The 15,761-nt window shown below is 47.8% G+C and carries 13 protein-coding genes and 3 pseudogenes; 3 read left to right on the top strand and 13 right to left on the bottom strand.

Translation table 11 applies throughout. The annotated features are described in order from the left end of the window. Positions 1-58 precede the first annotated feature (58 nt). The 4 genes from FNY66_RS01065 to FNY66_RS01050 all read right to left on the bottom strand — a co-directional run bounded on the left by FNY66_RS01065 (position 59) and on the right by FNY66_RS01050 (position 3,879). The gene (locus FNY66_RS01065) at positions 59-868 is read right to left on the bottom strand and encodes a class I SAM-dependent methyltransferase (RefSeq protein ID WP_150310033.1); all 810 of its coding nucleotides are present in this window, start codon (positions 866-868) and stop codon (positions 59-61) included. A gap of 91 nt (positions 869-959) precedes the next feature. Next, on the bottom strand, positions 960-1,145 hold the full coding sequence (locus FNY66_RS01060) for a hypothetical protein (protein ID WP_143449245.1): 186 nt from the start codon (positions 1,143-1,145) through the stop codon (positions 960-962). Between the two features lie 284 nt (positions 1,146-1,429). Then, positions 1,430-1,762, bottom strand: coding sequence for a CGGC domain-containing protein (locus FNY66_RS01055; RefSeq protein WP_087150160.1), 333 nt, complete (start codon positions 1,760-1,762; stop codon positions 1,430-1,432). 221 nt (positions 1,763-1,983) lie between these two features. Beyond that, positions 1,984-3,879, bottom strand: coding sequence for a heavy metal translocating P-type ATPase (locus FNY66_RS01050; RefSeq protein ID WP_150310032.1), 1,896 nt, complete (start codon positions 3,877-3,879; stop codon positions 1,984-1,986). Between the two features lie 196 nt (positions 3,880-4,075). On the opposite strand from FNY66_RS01050, the pseudogene FNY66_RS16085 reads away from it, so the two are divergent. Beyond that, positions 4,076-4,237, top strand: a pseudogene (locus tag FNY66_RS16085) (TetR/AcrR family transcriptional regulator); the annotation flags it as partial. Between the two features lie 102 nt (positions 4,238-4,339). On the opposite strand, the gene FNY66_RS01040 reads toward FNY66_RS16085, so the two are convergent. The 4 genes from FNY66_RS01040 to FNY66_RS01025 all read right to left on the bottom strand — a co-directional run bounded on the left by FNY66_RS01040 (position 4,340) and on the right by FNY66_RS01025 (position 8,457). Next, positions 4,340-5,227 (bottom strand): LysR family transcriptional regulator, encoded by an 888-nt coding sequence (locus FNY66_RS01040; protein ID WP_229409405.1) that lies wholly within the window; start codon positions 5,225-5,227, stop codon positions 4,340-4,342. A 104-nt stretch (positions 5,228-5,331) separates the two neighbouring features. Beyond that, entirely contained in the window at positions 5,332-6,369 is a 1,038-nt protein-coding gene (locus FNY66_RS01035; protein ID WP_150310115.1) for an aldo/keto reductase, read from the bottom strand. A gap of 119 nt (positions 6,370-6,488) precedes the next feature. Beyond that, on the bottom strand, positions 6,489-6,890 hold the full coding sequence (locus tag FNY66_RS01030) for a YolD-like family protein (RefSeq protein ID WP_150310114.1): 402 nt from the start codon (positions 6,888-6,890) through the stop codon (positions 6,489-6,491). Positions 6,891-6,933: 43 nt separating this feature from the next. Beyond that, positions 6,934-8,457: a Y-family DNA polymerase gene (locus FNY66_RS01025; RefSeq protein ID WP_150310030.1), complete on the bottom strand. Its 1,524-nt coding sequence runs from the start codon at positions 8,455-8,457 to the stop codon at positions 6,934-6,936. A 138-nt stretch (positions 8,458-8,595) separates the two neighbouring features. Here FNY66_RS01025 and FNY66_RS01020 point away from each other — a divergent pair, with 138 nt between their 5' ends. Together FNY66_RS01020 and FNY66_RS01015 are read left to right on the top strand one after the other, a co-directional pair. Beyond that, the gene (locus FNY66_RS01020) at positions 8,596-9,954 is read left to right on the top strand and encodes an MATE family efflux transporter (RefSeq protein ID WP_087150155.1); all 1,359 of its coding nucleotides are present in this window, start codon (positions 8,596-8,598) and stop codon (positions 9,952-9,954) included. Between the two features lie 9 nt (positions 9,955-9,963). After that, positions 9,964-10,122 (top strand): annotated as a pseudogene (locus tag FNY66_RS01015) (winged helix-turn-helix transcriptional regulator); the annotation flags it as partial. Between the two features lie 13 nt (positions 10,123-10,135). On the opposite strand, the gene FNY66_RS01010 reads toward FNY66_RS01015, so the two are convergent. The 5 genes and pseudogenes from FNY66_RS01010 to FNY66_RS00990 form a co-directional block, all read right to left on the bottom strand. Beyond that, on the bottom strand, positions 10,136-10,549 hold the full coding sequence (locus FNY66_RS01010; protein WP_150310029.1) for an arginase family protein: 414 nt from the start codon (positions 10,547-10,549) through the stop codon (positions 10,136-10,138). Further along, positions 10,540-10,713: pseudogene (locus FNY66_RS01005) on the bottom strand (MATE family efflux transporter); the annotation flags it as partial. The gene FNY66_RS01010 and the pseudogene FNY66_RS01005, both read right to left, overlap by 10 nt. 222 nt (positions 10,714-10,935) lie before the next feature. After that, positions 10,936-12,726, bottom strand: coding sequence for a glycosyltransferase family 39 protein (locus FNY66_RS01000; RefSeq protein ID WP_150310028.1), 1,791 nt, complete (start codon positions 12,724-12,726; stop codon positions 10,936-10,938). Next, positions 12,723-14,666, bottom strand: a complete 1,944-nt coding sequence (locus FNY66_RS00995) for a glycosyltransferase family 2 protein (protein ID WP_087150150.1) — start codon at positions 14,664-14,666, stop codon at positions 12,723-12,725. Before FNY66_RS00995 ends, FNY66_RS01000 begins: the two co-directional genes overlap by 4 nt. Continuing rightward, positions 14,663-15,760 carry a bifunctional glycosyltransferase family 2/GtrA family protein gene (locus tag FNY66_RS00990; RefSeq protein ID WP_150310027.1) on the bottom strand — a complete coding sequence of 366 codons (1,098 nt, stop codon included), beginning with the start codon at positions 15,758-15,760 and terminating at the stop codon, positions 14,663-14,665. Before FNY66_RS00990 ends, FNY66_RS00995 begins: the two co-directional genes overlap by 4 nt. Position 15,761: the final 1 nt, after the last annotated feature.

The following is a 15,761-nucleotide window of genomic DNA, read 5'->3' as shown; positions in this document are numbered from 1 at the left end:
CAGGATTGTGAATAATAAGATACCAATCAGACTTTCTATCATGACCACCATATTTACATTACCTCCACTCCAGATGGATCATTTTGAGCATTCCAAATCGATCTGAAATATCCATACTGATTTTTGTAATGATTTTTAATCCATCTCGTTTGATAAACTTGTAATATGGTTCATCCGCCAATACTTTGACACCTCTACCTAGTGTGGTAACCAGATTTTCAGCCGAATTCACATAAAAAAACATTCGGGCATTTTCATGTCCCATCTGCTTCATATATTTCTTCTGCAACATTTTCATGCCGCTTTTATTTACCGTATCAAACACAAGCTCTATATTCCCGAAACCTTCCAGCATCTGCAGAAGGCCAAAAACTTTTTCCTCTTGAAAGTAATGGAACAAACCTCCTGCAGTAACCAGAAGAGGCGTATCAGGCATGTTCCTTCGGATCTGCCTGAGCCATCCGTCTGAAAAAGCATCCCCTGAAAGATAAGTTTCCTTCTCAGGTTCCGGGAGCAAACTGCGCCGGTATTCGATTACATTCGGAAGGTCTACAGCATACCATTGGGTTTGCCCATTGTCATTGCGATCATATGTTGTCTCCAGTCCGCAGCCCAACTGTATGACAACACCATCCGGCTTACGTTTCAGGAAGTTCTGGATATGCCGATCCATATTAGCGGAACGGGATGCAGAAGCCAGTAGCGTGTATTGACTTTGATTTCCTGTTTCCAACAGTGCGGATGGCAGCTTTTCTTTTAATGAAAGTGCTTTTTTATCATATAAAATACCCGGAAACTTTTCGCTGGCGTAAATCCTTCCCACCATAGGAATAAACATTGTATCTTCTACTATACCAAATTCGGACATGGCTATCTATCCTCCTATATGCAAATGAGTTAGTAATATCTAACCATTATTATATCAAGAGGAACCGGGGATTGCAATTCGTTTTCAATTGCTACTCGTTTTCTTCCCATCCTTTCTGCCAGCTCACCGCATCATCAAAAGAGAAGGAGCCATTCAGCCTTTTGACTTCCTTGACACATTCTCCCCGCAGGCGTTCCAGTAACACCGGATCGATGTTGTTATTCGCTGCGACCACATTCATCATGACCGCCAGCTCCACGGCCAGCTTGAAAATCATCCGGTTCTGCCGATGATCACTTTCCGCCACAATGCTTTTCAGCGTGGAGGTGACGATATTGGGGAGATAGGTTTTGTTGTCCTCTGCGGAAAGGTACTGGTACAGGGATGTGATCGCCTCTAACGGAGAGAACCTCCGGTGATATGATTGCCAGATATACGCCTTCACCGGAATCTGAAAACAGATATCTTTGCTGAAAACTGCATAACAAAATTTTTCAATATGAAAAATGGAGCCGGCTGATTCTTGATCGAACCAATCGGCTCCATATGAGTTTCCACACCTTAATGTGTATAATCAAGAAACCGGATTTTCTCCCGTAGATCTTTTTCAATAATCTCTTTCATTTTCTTTGCAAACGGACACGGATAGCCGATCGGAGTTCCTTTACGGATACAGCTTGCGAAAGCGATCGTATCTGCCCCGCGCCTTACAAGTTCTCTTGCCCGCAGAACTGCTTTCTTCGCCGGGCATCCCCCGCAGTTGATAAAACCGACGATCTCTATCTCCTCCTCAATCCCCTCAAAGACGCCTGTCCGCTCCCGGATGGCTTTAAAATCCGTAGTTCCCGGACAGTAGTCTTCCGTCTGCATACATCTGATAATTCCAACCTTCAACTTGTCCAACCCCCTTTCCTTCTGAAAATTCTCATCCGTTCCCCTCTGACCCTGAGCAAATCACTTCTTTTTCTCTTCTCCCTCCGGGAATATGATCTTGAACACGAAGAAGAAGAAGAAATGAAGTCGATCACACTTCAGGATGTGATCGACCGCTATGAGGAGAAGACTGCCCATTTGGGCAGCGGCTCTTTCTAATGGCACATTTTGCAAAATACTTTTCATTCAAACTTTCTATCATATAGCAGTGCGGCGATCAGCACCACAAAACAAGAACCTGCGTTATGTACCAGCGCCCCGGTAGTAGGTGTCAATAATTCCATAAGCGACAGCACAATCGCTGCAAAATTGATGCACATAGATAAGGTAATGCTGACTTTAATGGTCTTAACTGTAGCATTAGACAGCCGCTTCAGATACGGTATCTTTGAAAGATCATCACTCATCAGGGCAATTTCCGCAGCGTCTATGGCAATATCGCTTCCCATACTTCCCATAGCGGCGCTTACATCCGCCGTTTTAAGCGCCGGTGCATCATTGATACCGTCACCGATCATACAGACTTTGTGATTCTCTGCCTGCAGATTCTCAATACTCTGCACTTTTTCTTCCGGCAGTAGTTCCGCCCGAACTTCGGAAATACCAACCTTCTGTGCAAAATAGTCAGCTGTTTTTTGATTGTCTCCGGTAAGTAAAATGGTGCGAGTATGCATATCCGAAAGACGGGAAACCATTTCTTTTGCTTCCGGGCGCAGCACATCAGAAAGCGCAATAACACCGATACATTTTTGACCTTCTGCAACAAGAATAGAGGCTTTTCCCTGTATGCGAAGCCGTTCCAATGCGGATTGAACCTTGTTATCAATCCAAACTCCGTTTTCTGTGAGAAATTTTTCGTTTCCGCAAAGCAGGCTGTGACTGCCCACCTTTGCAAAAATCCCCTTGCCGGTAATCATGTTAAAGCTGTTTGATTCCATCAACGGAACTTCTTTTGATTTTGCATATTCCACAATCGCTTTTCCCAGCGGATGTTCACTCCTGGTTTCAGCGGAAGCGGCCAGAGAAAGCATCTCTGTTTCACTGATTGTTTCATCAAAAGAAATCATGTCGCTGACATCTAATCGGCCATAAGTTAAAGTACCGGTCTTATCAAAAGCAATCATGTCTACTTTTCCCATTTTTTCAAGGGCTTCGCCGGACTTGATGATCACACCATGTTTTGTCGCCTGCCCGATTGCCGCCATAATTGCAGTAGGTGTTGCCAGTACGAGGGCACAGGGACAGAACACGACCAGCACGGTTACAGCAGTAACGATATTACCGGTAAATACATAGGCTAAAATTGCAATAAGCAAAGCGACCGGCACAAGCCAGCTCGCCGCCCTGTCGGCAATTCTCTGCATGGGAGCCTGCTTGTTCTCTGCGTCCTGTACCATGCGGATCAGCTTTTGCAAGGAGCTGTTTTCGCCCACTTTTGTTGCTGAAATGTCAATCGAACCAAAACGGTTGATAGTGCCGCAGAAAACTTCCTCTCCTGCCCCTTTATCAACTGGCAGGGATTCTCCCGTCATAATGGACTGGTCAACAGAGGTTTCACCGTTTATGATTGTTCCGTCAACCGGAATCGTTTCACCTGGCAGAATACGCAAAATATCTCCCTGCCTGATTTCCTCCGCCGGTATCATTTTCTCTTTCCCGTCTGTTAGTCTGCGCCCTTTCGTTGGAGCAAGTCTGATCAACTGTTTCAATCCCTTTTTTGCCCGATTGGTGGTAGCATCCTCTAAAAGTGCGCCAATCGCCATGATAAACGCAACTTCTCCTGCGGCGAACAAGTCTCCGATTGCAATAGCAGCAAACATGGCAATGCAGATCAAAAGGGCAGAAGATATTTTGCTGATGCCGGGATTATAAATAATCCGCCATATTGCCAGATACAAAAGCGGAATCCCGCTGATAATAACAGTTCCCCATGCAGGATCTAACGGCAAAAAGGAAAGCCGCATTGATGAGCCACCAAACTCTTCCATTAAATGCGGCACTAAATCCAGCAAAAGAAATGCACCGGCCACAATCGTCATGGGAAATCCGGACAAAAAATCATTAAGCTTCTTTATCATGGTAGATTCTCCAATCTGCACGACATATCAGTCCGTTCAGTTCTTGACGGTCATTTATATTTGCCGTACAATAAATTTGATAATGAACATTGTGTTCTTTTTTATTGTAGGTAAGATGCCAGTCAAATACAATGGATAATATCAGTTCCATGTTTCGTATGGAACTTTTTTGAAAAATTGTACAGAAGGAGCTATTATGGACAGGCGACAGCGAAAAACGAGAGCAGCTATTTTTACTGCGTTCAGTACGCTCTTGGCAGAAAAAAGTTACAGTAAAATTACGGTACAGGAAATCATCGATACCGCTAATGTAGGCAGGACAACCTTCTACGCTCACTTTGAAGCAAAGGACGATCTATTAAAAGCCTTATGCGAGAATCTCTTCGGTCACATTATCAGCAGCGCATTGGATTGCACCCACACTCACGGATTATATTCTAACAAAACGCCTGCTTTTTCACTACAATGTGTGGCGCTCTTTTTCCTGATATTCTCTCATAAAATTGATAAACTGACGCATCGTCCGGTTCATGGTCTGCGCTTTCTTCCAGACGATCACAGCGCCCGTCTCTACCTCTGGAGACAGCGGAATGTATTTCAGATTGTCAAAACGGTTCTGTAACTGAAAGCAGAAAGCCACACCGATTTTGTTTTCTACCATGACTGCCACGTTATTGATCAGGTTGTATGTTCCCGCCACATGAATCTGGTCATAGTATTCTCCAAACCATCCTTCGAGTTCATTTCTTACAAGCGGGCGCTGCGCCAGAAATACCGGCACATCCATCAGATCCTGCGGTCTGACTGCACTTTTCTGCGCAAGCTCGGAATCCCTGCGCGCCAGTATGCCCCATTTTTCTTTTCCCTTAAGACGTAAGAAATTATATTTCCCGATATCCACAGGCTCTGTCAGCAATCCGATATCCAGTATCCCCTTGTCAAGTCTTTCCTTGATATCATCTGCATTTGCCGTGTACAGATCATACTGCACCTGCGGATACTTCTTCTGGAACCTGCCGATGATTTCAGCAAATTCCTGCACACTGTTCGCCTCGCCGCTTCCGATCGCAATGCTTCCCGACAGCTCTTCCTCTCCCGTCTTAAATTCCATCTCTGTCTTATCCGCCAGCTGCACGATCTCCTGTGCTCTGCGCCGCAGAAGCATTCCGTCCTCGGTCAGACGGATACTGTGATTGGTCCGCTGAAACAGCTTTTTCCCAAGTTCTTCCTCAAGCTGCATGAGCTGCCACGACAGGGTAGGCTGTGTGATATGCAGAAGTTCCGCAGCCTTTGTTATATTTTCTTCTCTTGCCACCATCAAGAAATATCTCAGCACTCGTATTTCCATTGTTCACGCTTCACCTCACTATAGCAACAATTCTACCATTGCCTCCGGAAAACAGCAAGGCGGAAAAGGTGGCTCCCTTTTCCGCCCTGCATGGATGATTACCATTATAGCTTCTGGTTTCCTGTAGACCAGACATGTTTTTCCTTAGCCTGGTCCGCTGTATTCTGCGCCATGACTCCTACCAGTCTGTGAGGAACGTACGGCTCTTCCAGATATGTGATCTCGTCTTTTGTCAGACAGATCTCCGCAGCTTTCGCCATGCCTTCCACATGAGAAAGCTTCGTTGCGCCGACTACCGGCGCAGCCACTTTTGTGAGCAGCCATGCGAGTGAAATCTCTGTCATTGACACTCCCCGATTTTCTGCCAGTTCCGCCACACGGGAGATGATCATGCCGTCTTCTTTCGCCGTCCCGTCGTATTTCAGCCTTGCGTAATCGTCTTCCTCAAGTCTCTTCGATGTCTCTCCCGGTTTCTTTGAGAGGCGTCCGCCCGCCAAAGCACTGTACGGAGTCATAGCGATATTATCCTCACGGCAGAGCTTCGCCATCTCCCTCTCCTCTTCGCGGAAAATAAGGTTATAATGTCCCTGTATGGACACAAATTTCGCAAATCCTTCTTTTTCTGCCAGAGCGTTCGCCTTGGCAAGCTGGTAGGCATAACAGTTGGAAATACCGATATATCTCGCCTTGCCTGCTTTCACCACATTGTTCAGCCCTTCCATAATGTCATAGAGCGGCGTCGCGTAATCCCACATGTGATAAATATACAGATCCACATAATCCATCCCAAGGTTCTCAAGGCTCTTATTGATCATCTTCTCTATATGCTGCTGTGCAGGCACTCCCTGTTCAATCTCCTCCGGTGTGCGGGGAAGAAATTTCGTAGCGACTACAACATCTTCTCGCTTTGCAAAGTCTTTGAGCGCACGTCCAAGATACTGCTCACTCGTACCGCTCTGATACCCGATTGCCGTATCGTAAAAATTGATGCCCGACTCCAGTCCCCGGCGGACAATCTCGCGGGTGTGAGCCTCATCTATCGTCCATGTGTGCTGACCGTTAGCAGCGTTTCCAAATCCCATACAGCCCATACAGATACGGGATACATTCAAGTCCGAGTTGCCTAATTTTGTGTACTGCATCATTTATTCTCCTCTCATTTCAGCAAAACACCTGTTTCTTTATACGTATATTTTGACACAATATGAGCAATGCTTCAAATACTTAGAGTTCATGGTTCGTTATGCTTAAAGAGCATCTCTTAACAGAACAAAATATTCACTATATCCTCCAGATTGATTCTAATCCCATCCTCCATGATTAGCTGTCCTGCATCCGGATCGATCCGTCTGATCCTGCCTTCAACTGTATGATATGCCCCGCCGGATTTCTTCTCATCCGGAACAAAACAGGTAATTGTAATCTCCGGCTTGTCTCCGGGAAGACCGCATGCAAGCTGGATTTTATAATCCAGTGCTTCCTTTTCATCTTCTGAGAGTTCCGGTCTGGCATCCGTCTGCCGTGCCGTTTCCTTTATCACATCTCCATATCCGGTCAGGGCAGCAAAAGGTGCAAACTGAGCCGCCCGGTCAGATACAGGCATATGCGGATGAACAGAAGATACATGATGGGGAAGCCGGATAATATCATCGTATTTTTTCATTGTACCCTCGATACTCACAGTTCATCATCTCCATTCCGGATTTTCATGCCTTATGACCTCCGATCTGACTGTTCCTGTCCCTGGCTGTCGCACCTTCTTCCAGATTCATCCCTCTTAATATCGCATTCTTTCCAAACTTCTTCTTAATCTCCAGAACAGCCTTCTGCATCTTTTTCTCCCGCTCCAGTTCTGCCTCCTGTTTTTCCTGCTCTCTCTGAAGAGCAGTATAATCCGTAAAAAGATCCATCTGCTCAAACCTCATGTCTCTCTCCGCCTCATCCTCCGGAATGACATGTTCGGCAGCCATACTGAGCCTACGCACCAGAAGTTTCTCATCTACGATCCGGTCGAACAGTTCCGTTACCGCCTGTACGATCTGACGGGTGGAAGATGTATACTGCTTCAGATTGATCGTACCGTGGGCATGCTTTGGAATCTTTCTTCCGTAACGGTCTGTTTTAATTTCTCCACGATACTGTTTCTGCAGATCAGGATCTTTCAGATTATCTATATCATATCCTACTGTCAGGACAATCTGATCAGTGACAAGTCCCTTATCTACCAGATCCAGTACAAGCAGATCCGCCATCTCTCTCGCTACCAGCCTTGCCTTCTCAAACGGATACGGGCACTGCAGTACCTGGCCGGAACCCACGCTGCTGCTCTGCGGCCTGTATGCCTTGATATCGGCAATAGTACAAGGTTCCCAGCCCCATGCATGATCGATCAGGAGCTCTGCGTTGACTCCGAACAGCCTATACAGAAGATCTTCATTATGATAATCTGTCGGTTTCCCCAGAGAACAGCGGGCAATATCTCCCATCGTAAACAGCCCGCACTCTTCCAGCTTCTTTGCATATCCTCTCCCGACCCGCCAGAAGTCGGTGAGCGGACGATGCCCCCACAACTGCTGCCGGTATGAGATTTCATCCAGTTCAGCAATACGCACGCCATTCTCATCTGCCGGGATACGCTTTGCCCCGATATCCATAGCCACTTTACAGAGATACAGGTTGGAACCAATTCCCGCGGTGGCAGTAATGCCGACAGTATCAAGTACGTCACGGATCATCTTTACAGCCAGTTCCCTGGCAGTCATCTGATATGTCCCGAGATAAGATGTAGCATCAATAAACACCTCATCTATGGAGTAAACATGGATATCTTCCGGAGCGATATACTTAAGATATATCTCGTAAATCTCACCGCTGATCTTCATATAATGTGCCATCTGCGGCGGAGCGACCACATAATCCACTGCCAGCGCCGGATCCTTTTTCAGCTCCGGATCCTGACAGGAAGATCCGGTGAGCTTATGCCCCGGTGCTCTCTGACGACGCAGCGCGTTGACTTCCCCGACTTTCTGCACTACTTCAAACAGTCGCGCCCTGCCCGGAATTCCATAGGACTTGAGAGAAGGAGAGACCGCAAGACAGATCGTTTTCTCCGTCCGGCTCTTATCCGCTACTACCAGATTTGTTGTCATCGGGTCCAGCCCCCGCTCCATACACTCTACAGAGGCATAAAATGATTTCAGGTCAATCGCAATATAAGTTCTTTTATCCATCTTATCCGCCTCCCTGCTACAGATTAAGTTTATCATAATTTTTATTTTCGAACAAGTGTTCTCTTTATATTTTCTTGCTCTTTTTATAAACTAAGATTATAATACATATACTTACGCTGTTTTATGAGAGGGAATATTATGGAAACAATACGTCAGACAAAAAATGAAATCACAGAAGGAATCATCTGGAAACAGCTTCTGCTGTTCTTTTTCCCGATCCTGCTCGGAACATTTTTCCAGCAGCTTTACAATACGATTGACAGTGTGATCGTAGGTCAGTTTGTAGGGAAGGAAGCGCTTGCCAGTGTGGGCGGTTCCTCTGCGCAGATCGTTGCCCTGGTAGTCGGTTTCTTCACCGGACTTTCCTCGGGCGCTGCCGTCACCATCGCCCAGTTCACAGGGGCACGGAAAGAAGATACAGCAAATGCAGGTCTCCACAATGCATATGCGATCGCTGTGGCCGGCGGGATTGCGCTCACATTTATCGGCATACTGTCCGCACCTTTCATGCTCCGGCTCATGAATACACCGGCAGAGATCATGGCGGATTCTCTTGTGTATCTGCGGATTTATTTTGCAGGTATCCTGTTCGTACTCGTCTACAATATGGGCTCCGCTATCCTTCGCGCAACCGGGGACTCCAGGAATCCGCTGTACATCCTGATCATATGCTGTGTCATCAACATCATTCTGGACATGGTTTTTGTCCTTGTGTTCCATATGGGCGTCATGGGCGTCGCCATCGCCACATTGCTCGCGCAGGCAGTAAGCGCCTTTCTTGTAACCTATAAACTGATGCGTTCCGGCGGACTGCTCCATCTCTCTCTGAGGAAGATCCGTTTCCACGGCTCGCTCCTGAAACTGCAGTTAAAGCTCGGTATTCCCACCGGCTTTGAGTCTGTCCTTTTTGCGATCACGAACATCGCCATTCAGGCCGCGATCAACACGTTCGGTACAGATACCGCTGCAGCATGGTCCGCGTTCGGCAAACTGGACGCCATTTTCTGGATGGTCAGCACCGCGTTCGGTATCTCCATCACCACATTTGTCGGACAGAACTATGGCGCCGGCAAAATGGATCGTGTACGAAGGAGCACCCGGGTATGCCTGTGTATGGATCTGGTCGTGTCCTTTGTCCTTGTCGCTGTTCTGATCGGGGCAAGAGGACTCCTCTTCCGCCTGTTTACCGCAGATGAGACTGTTGTGCAGATCGGATCTGACATGCTCCTGTTCATCACGCCATGGTATATCGTCTATGTGTTTATCGAGGTACTCGGCGGCTCGCTCAGAGGTCGTGGAAATGTGATCGTCCCTGTAGTGATCACCCTTCTCGGAGTCTGCGTCTTAAGGATCATCTGGCTCGCAGGCGTACTGAGAATATCACCCACGATCCACGCCATCATATTCAGCTACCCCGTGACCTGGGTGATCACCGCTCTGGCATTTATCGGATACTATCTGTGGAAAGACAAACAAAAGCTGAAGGTCTCCTTATAAGACTTTAAGAGTTCAACATTAAAAGAACTGGAAGCTGACCAGCTTATCCACCGGGAGGAATATCCTCAGATTCCTCCCAAAGTGGAATACAGTTTAACTGAAAGAGGGAAATCATTGATTCCCATCCTGGACGGAATGTGTGAGTGGGGAGATAAAAACCGGATTTAAGATTCAAAACATACTATTCGTGAAATATACTAAGCTCCCCGAGCCCTTTTTGCAGCCGGATGATATCCCAAGGCAGGAATTCCGTGATGCCCAGAGCGACAACGTCAAACTCAGCCGATACATCTTTGATCAGTCGGAGTATCTGATCCAGAGTCATCTCTCCCACCGCGTACTCCACCGGCGGGATATGAGGCTCTGCACAGAGCAGGGAGCGAAAATCCGCCGGGGAGATCACGTCCAGATCCCAGTGGATCATCACATGCTTATATCCGTTCTCCCTGAGCCAGTCAAGGAGCGGCCCGCTATCTTCTGCAAGCTGATCCGGTGTCAGGAACTTCATCTGGTATTCTTTCTGGTACTCTTCCTCCCACGCTTCCAGATGATCCGCCACGATCCCGGCATATATGACATCTTTCTTATATTCCATACCGGAGCCACCACTGCAAGCGCTGCGGATCCCTCCGGCCCGTGATACTGTCCCACCATGGCCATATCCACGATGGAATAGATGGAAGTGATCAGTGCACTGCCGAACGCCGCCGACAGATACTTGAAGTAGATCGTTTTGATCTTTCCGTTCAGAAAATCCATTTTTTCTCATCCTCCTGTGATTCACTTACTAAAAAAACCGGATAAGGAATAAGTGTCTCAACTTATCTCTTATCCGGTTCGCCATTTCTCATGAATGACTTTTCCTCCGAGGATCAGGCTTCTCAGCCTGCCTCTTATCCGGCTGACGCGGTTCTTTCTGACAGTCAGCCCTCCGAGAAGCTTCAAGTAGTTTAGCACAGGGTTTTTCATTTGTCAGACTAATCAGAGATAAATTATCCTGGCGTACTCTTTCTCCGCTTCTTCTCTCTCCATGTCGCTCAGATCTTCCGTCACGTCCACATCAGGCGCCCACAGGAAATACCGGAACACATACCGTACCTCGCCGCTTGCCACCTGTCCGTTGTCGTCCGGAGCAACAATCAGATATTTTTTAATGTCAGCTTCACCATTTTTATACCACCTGTCTCCGACAATCTTTTCTGCCCTGGCCGGCAGCGACTCCCCATACTCTGCCCGGATGCTTCGCAATCCGTTGAACTCCGAATAGAGAAGGTTCCCGGCCACGATTACAGATACCAGGACAGCATACTGATACCGGCGTTTTGCCGAAGGGCTTGAATATGCCCGGTAAGCCCCTCTGTCGTCAATACTGACTGCAAAGGAACTCTCCATATCCGTTACCGCCCCCATGAGAAGCAGTCCTGCAGACAGTATAACCGCACTGCAGGCATATCTCTCAAATCCTGCCATCCGGAGTGCTTCCTCAGCGGACATGGAATACAGATACATATACAGCATTCCCGCATAATACAACATCGTCAGGGTAATCACAGCCGGAAGTATCCTGCCCAGATTCCATTTCTTTTTTATCTTAAATCTTGCATACAGGACAGCTCCGGCCGACAAAAAAATACCGAAGGAAAGCATTTGTAACGCCCTTCCCGACGGATCAAACGCCGCTTCAAAAAACTTTTCCGTGACTTGTCGGAAGTCGTCTTCCCCTACAGGATTTCCAGTATTCATTTCATACCCTTCCAATTGAGCCTGTACATGGTATATCCATGCCATAGAAGGCAGAAAAGAGCCGCAGATAAGTATCACACTCAGAAGAATAGCACCTGCTCTGCGTCTGCCCATTCTGCTGTACCCTGTTCTTCCTGACGAGCAGTCTCTCCCGCTTACATGACCGGGTATTTCTGTCCTGAGAATTTCCCACAGCGCATAAATTGCCGCTGTTCCCGCAAAATATACACCTGTACTCTTAACAGTCACAGTAAAGCCAAGCAGAAGAATCTGCAAAAGGCACAGTTTTCCCTTCTCATCCCTGCAGCGGTAAGAAACTGCCACGGATGCCATTGCCAGAAGCGGCATCAGAAAGTCGACCAGCAGATTATTGATACGAATCGTCAGATTCAGATATGACAGAAGCGCGCATCCTGTTCCCAGGACTGAATAGAGCAGAAATCGCCTGTTTTCCTTTACAATCCCAAACACAGCATAAAAGCATGCAAAAATCATACTGTTCTGCGCCAGAAGCATCATTCCCCGGGAGTGCCCGGCAAGTCTGCATACATAATAAATAAACAGACTGCTGCCCGGAGGATAGTTCCGGAAAGCAACCAGTACTGTATCTGCATCCGGAAGTCTGTCTGCAGACAGTAAATATTTCACGATCACCGCCCAATGAGAGAAATTATCGTAATGAAGCATTTCCAGGTTCAGTGATAGTATGCCGAACGTTGCTGCTCCCACAATAAAACAGGATCTGCACAGATTCCGTCCCGGCAGACGGACTTTCCTTCTTATGCAAAAGATAAAAAACACCACAAATCCGGCAAGACCGCCTGCCAGAACCATATTCGCTGCCAGGGAGACATCCCCTGCCAGCCCTCCCCAGAAAAGCGCAAGCCCGATTCCTGTCATGCAGACGACAGGCACAAACCATTCCCTTACTCTCCCGAATCGGTACACGAGAAAAAAATATCCCCAGAACGACAATATAAGCAGTAAAGTCTGCCCTGCCGCACGGAGCGTTTCCTGTATCTGTATCATGAGACACCCTCCCCGTTCTTCCTCTTCTGTCTCCGATGCTGCTCCCACCGCCTTCTGACATTTCTGTCCACTTCATCATATATGGTCATCCAGGGATCTATCTCCGTAGGCAGAGAGTGCTCACGGTCATGGATAATCTGAAGCCAGTTCCTACGGTCTCTCTCTTCCGCCGGAAAGACCCTGGCGGCAAGGAATCCCCTGGTCTCTCCCTCTTCATTTTCTCTGCGGCAGTATACACAGACTCCGTACATCACTGCACGGTAATACTCTGTTGTCACTACAACCCGAAAGTGCTCCCCTTTATTGATCTGCGGCATTTCCGGCATCCGCAGGCCTATTCCTTCCTCGGACACATCCTCTGTTAAACCGGCCCTGCATATTCCCCTGACCCATATTTCTGCTTTCTCTTCTGCTCCTATCCTGTCTGAAATACGTCTGGATTCTCTGCCCAGCATGAAAAACACCGCATATACAAGCCCCGTCAGATTATATCCCAGCCAGAAAAGTATCACGCTGCTGTATACAAGAGCCATACCGTATTTCCCCCTTATAAAATGAAGGATTGATACAACTGTCAGAGCAATCAGTATACCATGAGGGATGAGATACCTCGCCGAAGCCGTATTTATCCTTTTCTTCTTTTTATCCGTCACTGTAAACTTCTTCTCACGTATCCCGACAGATTCCAGTAACACCGGAATAATCAGATATGGTGCCAGAATCGTATCTATGATCTGACTCCAGCGGATATTCCGGATATTTGTACTCAGATATTCCATCGCCGCACGGTACGACAGATGGGATGGCAGCCAGAACAGCAAAAGTTCCCAAAATCCGCACTCTACCAGCCGGAATCCGAACAGGGCGAACAGGATAGGAGCGAGAATAAATACCATCCTGCACAGAAAGGACCACCAGTACAGATACGCATTCAGATAGGACAGCCGGGCAGCCACAGTAAATTTCCTCGTAAATACCGCGTTTGTATTGCGGATGCTCTGGATCACGCCCCTAGCCCACCGTACCCTCTGTCTGATCATACTCTCCACAGTCGTAGTTGAAAGTCCTGCCGCCTGCACTTCAGAAGAAGCATAAGTAATATAGCCCGCTTTTTGAAGGCGCAGACTGACCTCAAAATCCTCCGTCACCGTATCGTATGGGAATCCGCCGATCTCTTCCAGGGCGGACCGCAATATTACAGTATTGCTCCCTGTATATGCCGCAGTATTGGTGGCGTTGCGCAATATATTGATCTCTCTTGAGAAAAAGTCCTGTTCATTCGGAATGTACCGCTCTGAGAAGAGATTAAACTGGAAGAGATCCTGATTGTAGAAGCTCTGAGGCGTCTGGACGAGCCCGATCCGCTTTTCGGGAATAAGAAAATAAGGAACCGTCTTCATCAAAAATGTCCTTCGCGGGATCATATCCGCGTCAAAAGTGGCAATCAGAGGGGATGATGTATACGAGAGAGCGTTATTGTAGTTTCCGGACTTGGCATGAATATTGTCTGCAAGTCCCAGATATCCTGCTCCGAGATGTTCTGCCATCTCTTTGATCTCCGTCCGGTTTCCGTCATCGCACACATAGACATGCACCTTTGACCTGTCCGGATATTCCAGAAATGTACAGGCGTTGACTGTCTTGTAGAGAAGCTCTTCCGGCTCATTATGTGTGGCGATCAATACATCAATCTCCGGAAATTGACCGGCCGGGATATCCGGAAGCGGTATCTCACAGCCTTTGTTCTTCATTCGGCTGACCATCAGTTCCGCCATCCCCAGTGTAGTCACCGTCTCCGCCAGAATAAGGATAATCCCCGCAGCCGCCTGTATCACGCCCCCATTCCACGGTATAGTAAAAAAAATTCTCCATAACAGATAAACAGATGATGTGATAATAGTCAATACAAACCATATATTTCTCTTTTTCTCCTCTGTCATATGTCCTCTCTCCTCTTTTTCCGGCGCGCAAATACCCACATCTTCTGGATCCGGTACGAGAGAAGAAACAGTACGCCGTCACAGAATAATTTTGCTGCCGCCGGCCTGATCCCTAAGACCGAGGAGACAAGATATACTGATCCGGCAGAAGCTGCCATAAGCCCGGTAAAGAGAATAATATATCTCTGCACTCTTCCTGCTTCTTCTGTCCGGAACACCCAATTCTTGTTCATCGTGAAATTCACCGCCGCCGAAAGAACACGTGCAGCCGCCGTAGCCGCAGCGATTCTACCAAGTCCTGCCGGACTCCATTCCTGTACCGGCCTCCCGGTTCCGGCGAGAAGCCAGAACAGTCCTACATCAAGAAGTGCACAGAGTGCAGATACCAGGCAGAACCTTGCCGGTTCCCTCATGAGCACCCCTGTCACCTGAAGGCTGTCCCGCACCGGATGAAAATGCGTGTCCTCATTTTCATTGACATAGATTGTCTCTGTCTTCTCAGTCAGGATGGGAATCCCTTCTCCCGCGAATTCAATCAGTACCTCCGTCTCATACTCGAACCGCTCTCCGGGAATACAGAGCATGCGCTCTAGCAGACTGCCGCCGAAAGCGCGAAATCCCGTCTGCGTATCTTTTAACTCTACTCCCGTAAGGAAACGGAAAAGAGCCGATGAAATGTGATTTCCAAACCGGGATTTCCATGGTACAGACTCATCTGAAAAGTCTCTTACACCTAGAACCAATGTGTTTTGGCAGCGCTCCGCTGTCTTCAGAAGACGTATTCCGTCTTCTGCCAGGTGCTGCCCGTCGCAGTCAGCACAGAGTACAAGTACCCCGTGCAGGTCCCCGGCATCTTTCAAGACATATTCAAAGCCTGTCTTCAGGGCCCGGCCTTTCCCCAGATTCTTATGGTGTCGAAGGACTGTGCAGCCTTCCAGTCTGCTGACCCGGTCAAATATCCCACGGTAAGCCTCTCCTGATCCGTCGTCTATAACCACCACCAGGGAGTGTATCCTGCTTTGCAGTTCTATAATATACTCTGGCAGTGTATTCTCCGGCTCCAACGCCGGGATAATGACATAAACTGTCTTCATT

Origin of the sequence: Mediterraneibacter catenae, from assembly GCF_008691045.1 — a bacterium.
GTDB classification, from domain to species: domain Bacteria; phylum Bacillota; class Clostridia; order Lachnospirales; family Lachnospiraceae; genus Mediterraneibacter; species Mediterraneibacter ornithocaccae.
The sequence above is the reverse complement of the archived record's forward strand: the minus strand, read 5'-3'. Positions and strand labels throughout refer to the sequence as shown.